Here is a 13,956-nt window from a genome sequence, read left to right as displayed (position 1 = left end):
TTATGAATAAAATAGAATTTGATTTTTACGACTGGGATGAATTTGAAAAATTTTTGAAATCATTACCTGTTAAAGATGAGCAGAAGTTAGTAGTTACTATTTCAAAAATTGAAGAATATGGTTTATCTATTGCAGCAAGACAAGAATGGATAAAAAAATTGGATAAAAATCTTTTTGAAATTCGATCAAAGAGAGCTTCAAATATTCAAAGAGCAATTTATTTTCACGTAAATGGAGATAAATATACGATTACACATGGATTTACAAAAAAATCGCAGAAAACACCTAATAACGAAATTAAAACTGCTAAAAGTCGTCGAGAAACTTATATGAATCAGTATAGAGGTGATAGTAATGAGCAAGATTAATCAATATATTGCAAAAAGAAGTCAGGAAAATCCTGAATTAGCTAAGGGTTTTGAAAAGTATAGTAACCAGCTAGATATTGCTGTATTAGTTAGAAATTTGAGAGAAAAGCAAGGATTGACACAGCGTGAACTGGCTTCAAAGTTAGGCAAGCCACAATCAACAATTGCTCGTATTGAAAATGGTACAATGAATCCGTCTACAAATTTACTAAATGATATTGCCATAGCTAGCCATACGAGATTAAAAATAGATTTTATTCCAGTAACAGCATAAAAAAAGAGCCTAATTCTAATTAGGCTCTTTTTTTGTTGCTTTAACATTTGATTTGCTTGTTAAAAGTAAAAAGAAAGTTATTAAAGATATCCCAAAAATTGTTGTAGGTGCTAAGTGAAAATTAAATAAATAACTTAATAAATAAAGAATTAGAACACCAGCAATGGTTGTAAATAAAGAAGCACCTGCTTTTTTAAAATTCATTTTCATATCCCCCCTTATAATAAAAATAATATTCTGAAAATTAAAGAAAATAAATATTTAAATAGTTTTGATCATAATTGTTTAAATAATTTAAAATATTAAATATAGGAAATATATTAGTAATATCCTTGCAAGAAATAAGCATATTTAGCATATTTTCGCTTTCTGAGAGCTTTTTAGCTTGTTTATGTATAATTTACTTCTTTCGTAGGAAAAAGCTCTTATATCGACTTATATTCCGTCTAAATATCAAGTCTATTAATCAATCTAGGTTTTTTGATAGTGAAGAACCAAAATTATGCTTATCTACCCTCATTAAAAAAATCTAGGGTGATTACTTTAAAGTTAAAATCCATAGGTATAAAACCATAGGTCTTAGGGTATGTATTTTGATCCATATGCGATACCTATGGTTTTTAGTAAGGGGGTACACTCTTTTTTATAAAAAATCCCACAAATTAGCCTATATTTTTATAAAAAACATTCATTTGCCTCAAATTCATTAAAGCTATACTTTATTTTATTTTGGCAAAATCCATAGGTTTACTATTAAAACTTAAAGAGGTTATTTTCTAGGTTCTTTTAGAGAATAACTAATGGTTTTTATGTCTTTCTACCTTGTCTTTTTCTGATTTGCTATAATTAATTTGTTAAATTAATACATTTAAGAAAAAGAGGAGTCATTATGAAAAAGACAACTTTAGTTTCAGGTCTAGCTTTACTAACAGCAGCTATTGGACTTTCAGCAAGTCAATCACATACAACACATGCTGCTACACCAGATAAAACTGCCACAGTTAACTACGTTTCAGGTTATGGGATTGCAACATGGGGTAATGTTCAAACTAATCCGCAAGTTACAGGTCATTACTTAGGAACTTCAACTCAATGGCTAGTTAATACAACAGTTAAAGGGACAGACGGTCGTTTATGGTATCTAGTTGGAAACAATGAATGGGCTAGTGAACAATATTACGATTTAGGTAATGAAAACTCATCACAAGCTTTAGATGCCACAATTACAATCAACTACAAACCAGGTTTTAGCGTGAATGTTTGGACTTCTCCAGCAATGACAGGGACAAACGGACAAGTTAAACATGGTGCTGATTACAAAACAACACAAAGACAAGTTGTAAACGGTAAAACATGGTATCAAATCGGAGCAAACCAATGGATCAGTGGTGACTACGCTAAAATTAAAAATGAAGCTTCAAGAGGACAAAAAACATTCTCAAATGCTACGGTAGTTCAACCGTCAACACCACAACAAAACACCAACAGCAATTCTTCAAGTAATTCATCTAAGAAAAAAGGTTTAGTTGATGGTTGGTCAACTGAAGAAGAATATAATGAACGATTGAAAACTGACAATGATCCAGCTGGAAATACTGATAATGTTGGTCAATTTAAAGGATGGCAAATGGTTGACTAATATAAAAAAGCCCCCATTTTTTGGGGGCTTTTTGTTGTTCAAGGAATGGTCATACGAAGTAAGTATATTTAGCTTATTTTTGTTCTCTAAGAGCTTTTTTTGTTTATTTATGTATAATTCCTTTTTTCGTAGGAAAAACCTCTTATATCAGCTTATATTCCGTCTAAATATCAAGTCTATTAATCAATCTAGGTTTTTGATAGTGAAGAACCAAAATTATGCTTATCTGCCCTTACTAAAAAAATCTAGGTTAATCATTTTAAAGTTAAAATCCATAGGTATAAAACCATAGGTCTTAGGGTATGTATTTTAATCCATATGCGAGCCTTATGGTTTTTGGTAAGGGGTACACTCTTTTTTATAAAAAATCCCACAAATTAGCCTATATTTTTATAAAAAACATTCATTTGCCTCAAATTCATTAAAGCTATACTTTATTTTATTTTGGCAAAATCCATAGGTTTACTATTAAAACTTAAAGAGGTTATTTTCTAGGTTCTTTTAGAGAATAACTAATGGTTTTTATGTCTTTCTACCTTGTCTTTTTCTGATTTGCTATAATTAATTTGTTAAATTAATACATTTAAGAAAAAGAGGAGTCATTATGAAAAAGACAACTTTAGTTTCAGGTCTAGCTTTACTAACAGCAGCTATTGGACTTTCAGCAAGTCAATCACATACAACACATGCTGCTACACCAGATAAAACTGCCACAGTTAACTACGTTTCAGGTTATGGGATTGCAACATGGGGTAATGTTCAAACTAATCCGCAAGTTACAGGTCATTACTTAGGAACTTCAACTCAATGGCTAGTTAATACAACAGTTAAAGGGACAGATGGTCGTTTATGGTATCTAGTTGGAAACAACGAATGGGCAAGTGAACAATATTACGATTTAGGTAATGAGAACTCATCACAAGCTTTAGATGCTACAATCACAATCAACTACAAACCTGGTTTTAGTGTGAACGTTTGGACTTCTCCAGCAATGACAGGAACAAACGGACAAGTAAAACATGGTGCTGATTACAAAACAACACAAAGACAAGTTGTAAACGGTAAAACATGGTATCAAATTGGAGCAAACCAATGGATCAGTGGTGACTACGCTAAGATTAAAAACGAAGCTTCAAGAGGACAAAAAGCATTCTCAAATGCCACGGTAGTTCAACCGTCAACACCACAACAAAATTCCAATGCTCAAAATAAAGTAGTTAATCGTTCAAATCGGAATGAGGCTAAATGGAATACTCAGGAAGAATACGATAAAGCACTACGTGAGGGCTCAGACACTACTGGTAAAGCACCAGATTCATGGGGTTCAATTCAATGGGGATATTAAAAAAGAGCCTAAATAGGCTCTTTTTTTGTGCTCAAAAACATGTTCGAGGAATGCGAGTTTCCCGAAGTACACCAATAGAATCTAAGCAAAAAATAAGAAAACGTATAGTAATTCAACAGAAAAGATAGTTATGTATATAGATTTATTTAACTTATTAAATTCTTCTTTTTCAATAGGTGTTATGTTGCTGTGACTTATAAGGTACTTCGTACTTTGAATAAAAATAATATAATACAGCATAAAGAAAGTTACTAAAAATAAAAGTATCAATAAAATTTTATATGTTAGAGGAATTAATTCTCCTGCTATACAAAGAAATATACAAAGAAATATACAAAGAAAAACCGGTACTAAATAAAACGGTAGTATTTTTTTTGTCTTATTAATACGTTGCTTAAACTGTTCTTTATGATGATTGGATAAACGGTTGCGTAAAACCTTTGTAATAGTTTGTCGCTTTCTAACAAAGTTTTTTAGTTTACGTGCTAAAAATATGATAATAAATATTAAAATCAATTTATATAATATATTGTGAAGCATATTTTCTATTAGAATATCAATCGGCATAGCTAACGTCTCCTTTTGATGAAGTTAAACACTTTATGTTTTATATTTCAAATTTTCTGCTGACACGTCTACTACTATGGCGATTAAAATTTCTAGATATTTCTGGTTATTTAATTTCTTAGTCTCATTTCCAGAACATCCACTTTTTTTTAGTAGTTTTACTAGATTTCTGATCAACTTGAGTTGAATTATTAGATTTTTCTGGTTCATTTTCGAAAACTTCCGGTTCTTTCCGGTTCTTTCCGGAGTTTTCCGCTATCAGTTTTAGTTGTTTGTTTTCTTCTCTTAGGTACTCGACTGTATTATTAGTTTGGAGCGTTAAACGTTGTTGCTGATCAATTAAATTTTGAGCCATTTTGAGTTCTTCTCTTCGACTAGCTAGCTCTTCTTTTAATGTCTTAATCGTTTCTTCTTGACTTTGTTCTAGTTGAGTTTTTCCGGTTCCTTCCGATTGCTTTCTAGTTGATTTGTCGGAATTTTCCGGTTTTTTCTGGTTTGCTCTATCTGACTGTTTAAAGTGTTTTCTAATAATATTTTGTGCTTCTTTGTCTAGCTTATTAGCTTGTCCAATTTTCTTAATATGTTTGTCGAATTTTCCTTTATTCTGACGTATGTAGTAATTAATTGATTGTTTGGTTACAGCTAGTTCTTCTGATAAATCTCTTACGGTTTTCACTATAATCACCTCTGATTTAAGCTTAAATGAAAAGAAATAAAAAGCCAATGTTTTATATCATAAAAAAATCCTCTCTTCATAACGTAAAAATCATAATTATATGTTATAGAAGAGAGGATAAAATAAATTGACTATTTGTTCTTATAAGAGCTAAGTATTTGGATTGCATATCCAATATAAAAGCTGATATATATACTTAAATAACTGATGTTATACCAAAATTGCGTATCTTTTAAAATTGCTATACCCGAGTATCCAATAACTAAATTTACAGTTTCAAAAAATATACTTACAAATATAGTATACGCTAATATTTTTATACTAAAAATAAGAATAGATTTTACCTGAACTTTTCTATTTTTTAATAAATTGGTAGCTAAAAAATAGACGTAGTAAATGACAATACCGCTAAATAATGCCTTAGTATTAATATCATTTGCATATTTAACAATTATTTCTGCGGGATATGAGCAAATAACTGTTAAGAAAAAATAAATAAACGCAATTACTATCCATGGAGATAGAAGCAATGCTTTCATTGGTTTTCGAATACTATTTAAAAATGTCATATTTTCTCCTTTATGTTTGAGTTATAAGTTAGTTACATTTTGAATTATCTCAGTTTGTGTTTAGATAACACAGCTTACATAAGGATCAATTTGTCTTTTTGGATTAAGACACTATAGATACGTCGTTTTATTGGAGTAGTGCTTTTTGATTCAATAGTATTTTCTTAATTTTAAAAATTCGGCAGCTTTTAATAGTATATGGATTGCCAATATTAATACAGCAATATGAATAATCGTCCCTATTGTAGCTCCTGATATTATAAATATAGGGTTTTCTATAACATTTAAATTTTGTAAATATTTAAACAGATTAAACAAACCTATACAAAAACTAAACATTATAATTCCTGTGAATCCTATTTTTATGTATGTTGAAGTTAGAGTGTACTTATGTAACCCCTCAATCAAATAATTAATAATATAAGTGTTTAATATGAGTAATACGGTATTCAAAGGAGCCTCGACTACATTAAGTAAAGATAAAAACGAAATAAATATCATTACTGCTTCAAGAATTAACAGATAATAGTATATATGTCTTCTTTTTTGGCTTCTTTCATCATTTATATTAAAAATGTCACTAATTGTGTCATCTGTTAGAATTTTTATAGGAATATCAAAGGTATCTTCCAGTATTTCCAAAGTCAATTCGTCGGGCGTACTTCTCTTGTTTTCCCATCCTGAAACGGTTTTTCTCGATACATTTATTTTATTAGCGAGTTCTTCCTGCGTAAGATGATTATATTTACGAATTAGTTTGATTTTTTCTGAAAATTCCATGCTACTTCTTTCTCCTTAAATATAATAATTAATAAAAAGCGATCAATAATGTATTTTAATAGAGCTACTTTTAATATTATCTCTTTTGATAATAACAACAATTATAGCTTTAGAAAGAATTTCTTGCAGGATTATCTCTAATTCTATTAGTCTACTTCAGGAAACGATTGTTCTCTGAACACCTAAAAACGAGTACGCTTTTATCAAAGTTAATGCTTTAAATCTATGAATTTTTACTTTTAAAACATTTTTTAAATCTTCTTATAACTAAATACCACAAAACAATTTAATAGCAGCTAAAAATTCTAAAGACGAAAAATACTATAAAATCAACATTTAAAAAAAAAAAAAAAATAGCAGCACTTGTTTTTTTGGTTTTTATAGGTTATGCTGCTTTTAGCAGTAATGATTTTAAGAAAGAGAGAGAAATATGATTTCAAATAAAATAAAAGAATATGTTTCATACAATCCCACGGATAATACAACACAGCTGGCGATAGGTGAATTATGTCAAAGAATAGAAGATAATCAAATTGTTATTCCACTTTTTCAAAGGGAGTTGAGTTGGACTTTAAAAAAACAAGCTGCTCTGTTGAATTATCAAATGTTTAGTAAAGCAGCTATATCGCCAATTTCTTTTACTGAATTAAACAGTGATGAAAGCCTACAAGTTTCCTTCATAAATCGTGAAGTGGTAGAGCCTGAAATCACCATGAACTCAGTTATAGATGGGCAACAAAGACTATCAACCAACTATTTGGCCTACTCAGGTGATGAGTCTTTAAAGGGGATTGTTCTTGATTTAACAAAAGGAAAGATTAGAATCTCTGAGAGTGCTGATAATAAAAAAAATTTAATACCCGTTACAACTCTTTTTAATCGAGATTTAAATGTTTTGAATGATTTTTTACAAAAATCAAATTTTAAGGATAAAGAAACTGAGTATTTAATTTTTGGTTTAAGATCAAAATTCATGTCTTATAAATATACTATTAACAAAGCCTTGCGTTTAAGTGAACTTGAACAAATTGAATGGTTTGAAGTACTCAATAATGCTGGAACGACCATTTCGAGTCTTCAGATGGATATATCAAAACTAAAGTTAAAAAATTTTGACTTTTATAAAAAGTATACTAGACCTTACAATAAAATTATAAAAAACTATGGATATGATAACCTTTTTACTAAGTTTTCCACAAAAATATCATACCCAGTAGCATCACTTAACCCCGCTTATGAAGTCTTAAAAAAACAACAACACAAGAACAACTATGCACCATTTCCTTCAGATTCTAAGGGTAAAAATATAATTAAGTTGTCTGAAAAAGAATTAGGCATCATAACAGAAAAATCACTTGAATCTTTGAAATGGACGATGGATTTTATAAAAGAGAACAACCTTAAAAGTTATATAACAAAGATGGACTATATTTTGTATGTATCAGGCTATTATACTTTTAACGGTGCATCTGAGCTCGATAAATTGGTTACTTGGATAAAAACTGTTGATTTTTCGGATAAAAGTAATACAACAAGACGAAATCTTTTCAGTTCTTTAGTATACAGGGAATTTCAAATAGACTTTTTAAAAGGATCAGATGCTAATATCATTGACTAAATTTGAAAATAATGAACTTTATAATTTATTTTAAGGAAATAAAAATTTTAAAATAAGGATGTACAATTTAATGGAAAATATAGATTTTTTAAAACCAGAGACTGATCAAGTAAGACAAAGCATCAAGGGTATAGATGATAGTTATAACAACCCATGGGATATACTGGCAGAACTTTCTCAAAATTCTGTAGATGCAATCAGAGAACAGTATTCTCAAAAAAAATCAAAAGACTATACTGGAAAGATAATGATAAAAATCGACTGTTCACACAAATCTATAACGATGAAAGATAACGGAATTGGAATTCCTAAAGACAGTGTTCCCCTACTGTTGAGACCGTTTTCTACTAATAAAACTGATAAAAAAAACTTAGTCGGCGAAAAAGGCGTAGGACTTACTTTTGTTATTTTTACTAGTAATAATTTTTCTATCGAAACATCTTACGAAAAGACTAAGTTTAGAGGAGAAGTAGAGGGAGCGTATGATTGGAAAAAAAACCGTACTCAAGATCTACCAGTTATTAAACATATTCCTGATAATGATTTTTCAGTAGAGAATGGGACAACTATAAAAATTGATAACATCAAAAATTCTGACATATTTAATCTCAGTTATGACCAATTAAAGTACGTTTTAAGGTCAAAGACAGCTTTAGGAAGTACTAAAGCACTTTTTGGATCTGATATTCCAATTGAAATAACTTTAAAATATATTGATCTTGAAAATAATCAATACTCCGATATCTTACCCTTTAAGTATCAAACAATAGATGAAATTACGGATGATGACAGTAAAATAGATTATAAAACGTTTGAATCAAAAGCCTCTCGTCTAGATCGTACAGATGCCGATAAAACAAATTTACTTAAAAATAAATTGATATATGATAAAGGTGAATTTTCATACAAAAATAATAGGCATTTAAAATATAAAGCTGTATATGTGCCTTCTAGAAGTGTTTGGGAATCAAAATCTATAAAATATAATCTCGCTACTGAAGACCAAATTAATGACCCTGATTGGGAATCTCAATATGGATTTTCTATTTTTGAACGAGGTATATATCTTTCTGTTAAAGGTATGCCTACCGGAATTAGTATTAATCCACCTACAACAGGAATACAAGGTTATTGGGGAAACTTATTTATTCTTATTGAAGACGACCAATTATCTTTCGATATAGGTAGAAAATCAATTCATAATATGCAGGCAAACATATATAAACAAAAGGCAAAAGAGATTTTTCAAAAAATTACTAACCTGGTATTAAAATTTACTTCAGGACAAGGTTATCTTGACGAAGACAGCAAGTGGAAAAAAGAAGAAACATTTAATGAAATCGAAAAAATACAAGATTTATCTAGCCCGAATACTTCATTTATTAAAGAACCTCACGGACAGGAAGCAACTGTTGCAGGAATGTTTTATGATATGTTAGGTAGAAATATAATAACAAATATTAAGCCAATGTCTTCTGGATACAAAGGTAAATATGATTTATACGCAAAGTCCAATAATTACAAGGTTGTAATGGAATTCAAAGCATCAATAACTTCAATTTTAAAAGACTTCAATGATAATAGAAAAATCTTTTCAGAATTAGATTGTATTGTTTGTTGGGATGTAACAAATAGTGATATGAAAAAATTTGAAACTGAACATATCGAATTAGAAGAATATCATCCGTCAGAATTTGAGAAAAATAGATCCATATTTGACCAAGCTACTCACAAGTTAGTAGGATTTCAACAATCTATTTATATTATTGATATAAAGAAACTACTTTACTAAAAATACTAAACTATTGTTATAACAATAGTTTAGTATTTTTTAGGTATAAAATTGTTTAAAAAGCATAATACTGAACATAAAAAAGGAACTTAATTAAGTTCCTTTTTTATGTTCAGTATTCACAATTATATGTCATCAAGCCATGAATTTTCATTCTCATTTTCAGATTTTAATAGTGAATTAAAAATCATACAAATATCATCAAAATGACCTCTTAAGTTTTTTATATTAGATTCTTTAAAAATTTTGGACAGCTGCTCATCGTTTTGAATCTGATCCATAGAAAGTGACACACATAAGTCGGTAATATTATTACGTTTTTCATATGCTTTCTGTCTATTTTTTAGATTTGAACTAACACTTTTTTCTTCATCACAATTCTCAAATGTGTAATAACGTATTTTACGATAATTTTTTGAAAAGAATGTTAGTACGTAAATTAAAAATGAAGATGTTGTTGATTTAGGAACGGGGGATATCGTTCTATTAACGTAAACTTTATTTTCTTTAATACGATAGATATAATCACTATCTAATTCATCAATATAACTTTCAAAATTTGGACTTCTTTTCAATCTATTTAAAATAGGATACATAACTTCGGACTGAAATTTACTTTTATCTTCAGTTTCATCTAATTCAAAAAAATATTTTAGCGTAGTGTTCAGAAGTCTAATAGCATCATGTCTGTCTAAAATCTTACAAAAAAATAAAGTTATATCATCTTGGGAAAATTGTGTATATACAAAATAAGCTGCATAAAATTCTTGAAAAATATTATGTACAAAATACCAATTTTCTCCTTCATTGTGAATTAAACATAAACAAACTGATAAATCATATACAAAATCACCTGCATCACAATTACCATATTTTGCTTTTTCTAAAAAATTTGATACATCACGCTTCTTAAAAGAATTTTGAATACCTGATTTACCATAGTAAGTTTGAAAACAGAATTCTGAGAAAAGACTTAATAACTGAGACTTAGAAAGATTAGTTTTAAATTCTCTTTTATATGCCCCTAACTTTGTTGCATCATGTTCATCATATAATATATCGTAAATTTTCAACAAAAAAGCTGCTTCTATTTCAGGAAATTTAGTAGTTTTTCTATAAGTTCTATACATTAAAATTAAAAGTATTGGATTAGAGGCTAAGCTGGAAAATGCATCATATAGTGAATTATTTAATAAACTAATAAATTCTGTTTTTTTATCTGCTTGATTCATATTAATTTTTGAAATCATACTAATAGCTTGATTTTTATCTAGTCCGCTAATATTAAATTTTTTAATATTTGGAATTGTATCTAAGTATTCTGATTGAGGCATCTTTCTACTAGTTAATAAGTACCTATTATCACTATACTTACAAATCAAATCATTCATTTCAATAATCAATTTATTTGAATAATCGGATGAAATTTCATCAAATCCATCTAAAAGAAAAATGAACCTTCCATTTTGGACCATAAATTTGAAATATTCGAAGTCAATATCAAAACCAAATACCGTCATTTCTTCATAAATAAACTCTAAAAATTTTCGTCTTTTTTTATTTTCATCTTCAATATTATATTTTCTCAGCTCAATGTATACAGGGATTTTTTTATCATAAAAATCTTTATTCTGAAAACTTGATAATAAAAAATATTTTAGCGTAGTTGATTTACCAACACCTCCAAGTCCTGTTATACAGGCACAGGATGCTAAGTCAAGTATGTTATTTAAGTGATCACTCTTAACTCGTTTTTTATTATTATAATCGTCAGTGTATTCTAAATAAGTTGGTTGATATCTTTCTAATAAATTAACTCTAGTATCATCTAAAACGTTCGGAATAGTTTCATACTCTTTACTTACTTTTTTAAAATATTTTTTAAAATTATTATTGAATTTTGTTTCCATTTGCTTCCACTTAATTTTACTGAAATTCAAAGCTCTATCGTTTAATTTTTTGAAATTATAAGTTAATAAAGAATCCATACTCATTTTTTCCTCCTTCAATATAAAAAATATATTATTCTTATTTAGGTACCAATTAATATAAATATATTCTAAATATTTATAAATAGCCACATATCTCATTAAAAAATTTTAAACATAGTTTCATAGTTATAGAAGTATAAAATTTACTGTAATCATGTTAAAAAAGAGCATAAGGGAAACTGATATCACTAGCGTGATAAATCGCAGTGCGATTAGTTTCCTGTTGATATCAAGCGTACTATACTTTTACCACTTTCTGTCGAATGTGGTAAAGTAATTTAGCCAAATGTTTACCACATTTCGCTAAAAGTGGTAAACATTTAGACTTTTTAAGTAGTATCAAGTTTCATTTTTTTGTTTAAAATATCAAAATTACTTTAAAAATTATTTTTTATTTTGCTTTTTTATTGAATTTATTTTTTAATTAATTTAATAAAAAATAACGAAAGATTGTGATCAAAAAATGAATGAATTTGAGAAATATAATAAGTTGAAAAATAAAGAAAAAGAGCAACAAAAAATAATCAATAAAATGAAAAAAGAGAAAGCAAAAATTCGTAGTAAAGCTTACGAAAGAATTGGTAGAAATTTCTATAAATCATTAGGAAATAAAGACCTAGAAAAAACAAATGAAATCGCAATTAATTTCCAAGATTTTATTCAAAAAAATAAAAAATATGAATCTTTTTTAAATGGTCATAAAGCTGAATTTAGTCAAATTCAAAGTATCGTTAATCAATTTGAGTGGGATAACCAAGCAAATTCTTGGAAGACAAATGATGCTAGCAAGTTAAATCAACTACTGGCTGATATATTTAAACACTCATAAACAAAAAAGTGGGACCTTATTGTTATAAGGTCCCACTTTTTATATACGAGTCAATCTTTAGTAGTTTCATCAATTTGTCCTAAAATATTATCTAGAAATTTGTTATCAGTTTTTACTTTTGACTGCTTTTGAGACGAGTTAGTAGCTACTTCTTTATTAGCGACTGTTTTATAAACTTTTTTCTTATCTTGAAAATCATCTTTATTCCTTGGTTCAGGTGTAAAGGTAAAAGTATAGCTCTGAACAGGATTTCCTCGTTTTTTAGCATGCTGCTTCGTTATTTTTAAATTTTCAAAATAAGGTTTTAATTCCTCTAAAGAAGGTTTTAGAATCCTATCAGAAATATGAGCCTGCTTATAGCTTTTTGGTACAGCAAGTAACTCCAAAAATTTTTCCGTTGTTAAAATCATCTTACCTGTTACTCTATATTGTTTTAGAAGTCTAAATAAAGTCTTAGCATATGTACTACGAATGGAATTAAATTCATGGAGCGAATAGCGTACCCAAGTATCTAAATCATTCAAAAGTGGTATAGCTTTATCATAAATTTGTATTTCTACATATGGTTCATCAGCATATTGATTGATTTCGAACTCAGAAAATAAAATGAAATGTTTTTCAATCATTCCCTGTTTTGATGTTGCTGAAAAATTCAGTGTTAACATTTTGCTATATAATTTTCTAATCGAATCAACAAAACGTACACGATTATGATCTGTATAATCAGACAATTCTTTAAGCTCACTAAAATTAAACTTAACTTTTTTGATTCCCTTATCACGCATTTTAGTAATAATCGAGAAAAAAATATTCATTTCAGCTCCTGTTAAATGAGCTAATGGTATAGCATTTAATTCATTATCATATTTGGTTATTTCATTTTTAGCCATTTTATTTCTCCTCTTATGGATAAAATAACCTTAACATTTGAACAACATTTTTTCAACACTTGTTCTTTAAAAATGTTGTTCAAAAGCTCACATTTTGTTGTTCAAAAGCTCACATTTTGTTGTTCAAAAGCTCACATTTTGTTGTTCAAAAGCTCACATTTTGTTGTTCAAAAGGTTGTCTGAGCCTTACTCTCCCAAGGGCTACAGAACCCCTAAAAGAGTTATAAAAGAGTTATAAAAGAGTTATAAAAGAGTTAGAACTCAGCAAAAAAGTATAATATTTAAAAAAACAATCACATTTTGTTGTTCAAAATAAAATGTTTAATAAATTATTAGGTCTAGAAAATAGAATTTGATTCAGGGCTTATTTTAACGTTTTAAGAGTTTTTTGATTGATTATGTAGAATTCCTCTTCTTTTACTCAAAAACTTCTTAAATTGGCTCATATGATATTTAAAGATCAAGTTTATTAATGAATCAATCTCTTGAGAATGAATAATAAAAATTTTGTTTATCTGCAACGGTGAAAAATAGGGAGTTACTCTCAGATTTATTTAAAATTAGAATTTAAGTATCCAAATATTTTTGACTTATGATAGCTAATTAGCTATCATAAGG

The 13,956-nt window shown here is 28.2% G+C and carries 14 protein-coding genes; 7 read left to right on the top strand and 7 right to left on the bottom strand.

Going from position 1 to position 13,956, the window contains the following annotated elements; all coding sequences use genetic code 11:
* Positions 1 to 2: 2 nt before the first annotated feature.
* On the top strand, positions 3 to 368 hold the full coding sequence (locus JNUCC72_RS06810; protein ID WP_454145105.1) for a type II toxin-antitoxin system RelE/ParE family toxin: 366 nt from the start codon (positions 3 to 5) through the stop codon (positions 366 to 368).
* Positions 355 to 642 (top strand): helix-turn-helix domain-containing protein, encoded by a 288-nt coding sequence (locus JNUCC72_RS06805; protein WP_454145103.1) that lies wholly within the window; start codon positions 355 to 357, stop codon positions 640 to 642. The genes JNUCC72_RS06810 and JNUCC72_RS06805 overlap by 14 nt, the downstream gene beginning before the upstream one ends.
* A 15-nt stretch (positions 643 to 657) precedes the next feature.
* Here JNUCC72_RS06805 and JNUCC72_RS06800 read toward each other — a convergent pair whose 3' ends face one another.
* Complete coding sequence (locus tag JNUCC72_RS06800) at positions 658 to 846, bottom strand: hypothetical protein (protein WP_454145101.1); 189 nt, start codon at positions 844 to 846, stop codon at positions 658 to 660.
* Between the two features lie 685 nt (positions 847 to 1,531).
* Here JNUCC72_RS06800 and JNUCC72_RS06795 point away from each other — a divergent pair.
* Entirely contained in the window at positions 1,532 to 2,281 is a 750-nt protein-coding gene (locus tag JNUCC72_RS06795; RefSeq protein WP_454145099.1) for a hypothetical protein, read from the top strand.
* Between the two features lie 604 nt (positions 2,282 to 2,885).
* Positions 2,886 to 3,626 (top strand): hypothetical protein, encoded by a 741-nt coding sequence (locus JNUCC72_RS06790; protein WP_454145097.1) that lies wholly within the window; start codon positions 2,886 to 2,888, stop codon positions 3,624 to 3,626.
* Positions 3,627 to 3,707: 81 nt separating this feature from the next.
* On the opposite strand, the gene JNUCC72_RS06785 is transcribed toward JNUCC72_RS06790, so the two are convergent.
* From JNUCC72_RS06785 to JNUCC72_RS06770, 4 genes are all read right to left on the bottom strand, one after another.
* On the bottom strand, positions 3,708 to 4,193 hold the full coding sequence (locus tag JNUCC72_RS06785) for a hypothetical protein (protein WP_454145095.1): 486 nt from the start codon (positions 4,191 to 4,193) through the stop codon (positions 3,708 to 3,710).
* Positions 4,194 to 4,317: 124 nt separating this feature from the next.
* Positions 4,318 to 4,869, bottom strand: a complete 552-nt coding sequence (locus JNUCC72_RS06780) for a hypothetical protein (protein ID WP_454145093.1) — start codon at positions 4,867 to 4,869, stop codon at positions 4,318 to 4,320.
* Positions 4,870 to 5,000: 131 nt separating this feature from the next.
* The gene (locus tag JNUCC72_RS06775) at positions 5,001 to 5,438 is read right to left on the bottom strand and encodes a hypothetical protein (RefSeq protein ID WP_454145091.1); all 438 of its coding nucleotides are present in this window, start codon (positions 5,436 to 5,438) and stop codon (positions 5,001 to 5,003) included.
* Between the two features lie 150 nt (positions 5,439 to 5,588).
* Positions 5,589 to 6,218, bottom strand: coding sequence for a helix-turn-helix domain-containing protein (locus JNUCC72_RS06770; RefSeq protein ID WP_454145089.1), 630 nt, complete (start codon positions 6,216 to 6,218; stop codon positions 5,589 to 5,591).
* A gap of 430 nt (positions 6,219 to 6,648) precedes the next feature.
* Between JNUCC72_RS06770 and JNUCC72_RS06765 the strand changes: the two genes are divergently transcribed.
* Both JNUCC72_RS06765 and JNUCC72_RS06760 read left to right on the top strand, forming a co-directional pair.
* Positions 6,649 to 7,836, top strand: a complete 1,188-nt coding sequence (locus JNUCC72_RS06765; RefSeq protein WP_454145115.1) for a DUF262 domain-containing protein — start codon at positions 6,649 to 6,651, stop codon at positions 7,834 to 7,836.
* Positions 7,837 to 7,906: 70 nt separating this feature from the next.
* The gene (locus tag JNUCC72_RS06760; protein ID WP_454145113.1) at positions 7,907 to 9,628 is read left to right on the top strand and encodes an ATP-binding protein; all 1,722 of its coding nucleotides are present in this window, start codon (positions 7,907 to 7,909) and stop codon (positions 9,626 to 9,628) included.
* Between the two features lie 125 nt (positions 9,629 to 9,753).
* On the opposite strand, the gene JNUCC72_RS06755 is transcribed toward JNUCC72_RS06760, so the two are convergent.
* On the bottom strand, positions 9,754 to 11,616 hold the full coding sequence (locus JNUCC72_RS06755; protein ID WP_454145111.1) for an NACHT domain-containing protein: 1,863 nt from the start codon (positions 11,614 to 11,616) through the stop codon (positions 9,754 to 9,756).
* Between the two features lie 466 nt (positions 11,617 to 12,082).
* Between JNUCC72_RS06755 and JNUCC72_RS06750 the strand changes: the two genes are divergently transcribed.
* Positions 12,083 to 12,448 (top strand): hypothetical protein, encoded by a 366-nt coding sequence (locus JNUCC72_RS06750; RefSeq protein WP_454145109.1) that lies wholly within the window; start codon positions 12,083 to 12,085, stop codon positions 12,446 to 12,448.
* A 50-nt stretch (positions 12,449 to 12,498) separates the two neighbouring features.
* Here the strand turns inward: JNUCC72_RS06750 and JNUCC72_RS06745 are convergent, their stop codons facing one another.
* Positions 12,499 to 13,338, bottom strand: coding sequence for a replication initiation protein (locus tag JNUCC72_RS06745; RefSeq protein WP_454145107.1), 840 nt, complete (start codon positions 13,336 to 13,338; stop codon positions 12,499 to 12,501).
* Positions 13,339 to 13,956 lie beyond the last annotated feature (618 nt).

It is taken from the genome of Holzapfeliella sp. JNUCC 72, from assembly GCF_053668685.1.
This window is presented reverse-complemented; position numbering and strand designations above follow the sequence as displayed.